The 1,358-nt window shown below is 75.9% G+C and carries 1 protein-coding gene and 1 pseudogene; both read left to right on the top strand.

Annotated features, from left to right (window positions below; all coding sequences use genetic code 11):
* Nucleotides 1–164: 164 nt before the first annotated feature.
* Nucleotides 165–647, top strand: coding sequence for a hypothetical protein (locus AWZ10_RS36065; protein ID WP_046704592.1), 483 nt, complete (start codon nt 165–167; stop codon nt 645–647).
* Between the two features lie 61 nt (nt 648–708).
* Nucleotides 709–1,358 (top strand): annotated as a pseudogene (locus tag AWZ10_RS36060) (hypothetical protein); the annotation flags it as partial.

Below are 1,358 nucleotides of genomic sequence, written 5' to 3'. Positions count from 1 at the left end.
ATCCGCGGCCTCGCCGCCGTACGGCCCCACCCGGCCGCCGTCAACGGCGCCCCTGAGGTGCTGGAGACCGTCCCGGCACAGAGCAACGGCGTCCCCTCCGCGCACGGGACCGTCTCGGCGCACGCCGACGGCGCCCGGGACGAGCAGCCGCACGGAGCGGCCGAGTGAGGGCGCGCGGCCGGCGCCGTGGCGTCGGTGTCGTCGTCCTGGCGGGCTGGCTCTTCGCCGACCTGCTGCTCGTGCTGACGCTGGTGTCGATGGCCGATCGTCCGGACCCGCTGGCCGCGCGCCTCGAACCGTCCGCCGGCCCTTCCCCCACTGCCTCCCCCAGCCCCAGCCCGACCGGGCCGCAGGGCGTCGCACGCACGCCCAGCGAGTTCAAGGTGCGCGGCACGGACGCCGACGACCTGGAGGCACAGATCCGGTCCCGCACCGCCAAGTGGAAGGGGCGCACGGCCGCCCTGGTGCTGACGTTCGGCGGCGGGCAGGGCGGCACGGAGTACGCCCACCGGGTCAACGGCCTGCTCGCCGAGGCACGGCCGGAGATGTTCGGGAAGCGCATGGCGACCGACGACTTCCACGACCTCGGGGAATCGGCCGGGACCGCGGTGGTCCGCGTCTACTTCTACACCCGGCCGGGCGAGTGACTCCCCGGCGTCAGCGCGGCGGGCCCATGGCGGGACGCGACCAGGGGAAGGACGAAGCGGCGTGACACGGTGGCGTCCCGGCGAACGGGTGACCACGAGCGAGGGGGCGCCCCGGCCTCCCCTGCCGAACCTGCCCGGCTTCCCTGCGATGCGGGGCTACGGCCAACTCCGCGACGGCCTCGGCGCGCTGGCCTTCCGGCATGTGGCGGACGTCCTGCGGCCTCCCGGGGCGGCGCGGCCCGCGTCGTTCGGGACGCTGCCGAGGTCCGGCACGGATGGTGGTTTCCGCGTCCTGGACGGAGTGTGGCTGCCGGGCCGAGGCACGCTGTGGCAGCGGGTGGACTCCGTCTGCCTCGGGCAGGTGCGGGCAGCCTGGGTCGCCTCCGACGATCCGCGGGCCGCCGGGGCGGCGGCCGTCGTGGACACCCTGGAGGGCCTCCTGCATGCCGAGCCCCTGGGGCTGCGCCAGGTCCTGCTGTGGCAGTTGGCATGTCTGCTGCGCGACGGCTCCGGGGATCCCACGGCGGAGGACGCCGTGGCCCTCGGTGTGCACCGCGAGGAGGCGGCGGACCTCGCCTCGGCCGTCGCGGCCGGGTTTCCCGGTGCCGGGGGCGCACGACAGGCCGCCGAACGACTCGGCCACCGCCGCGGACGTCCAGGACACGATCGAGAAGGGCCTCGCCGGGCTCTCCGGGATCGGTACGACGACCG

Source organism: Streptomyces europaeiscabiei (genome assembly GCF_001550375.1).
GTDB lineage: Bacteria > Actinomycetota > Actinomycetes > Streptomycetales > Streptomycetaceae > Streptomyces > Streptomyces europaeiscabiei.
The sequence above is the reverse complement of the archived record's forward strand: the minus strand, read 5'-3'. Positions and strand labels throughout refer to the sequence as shown.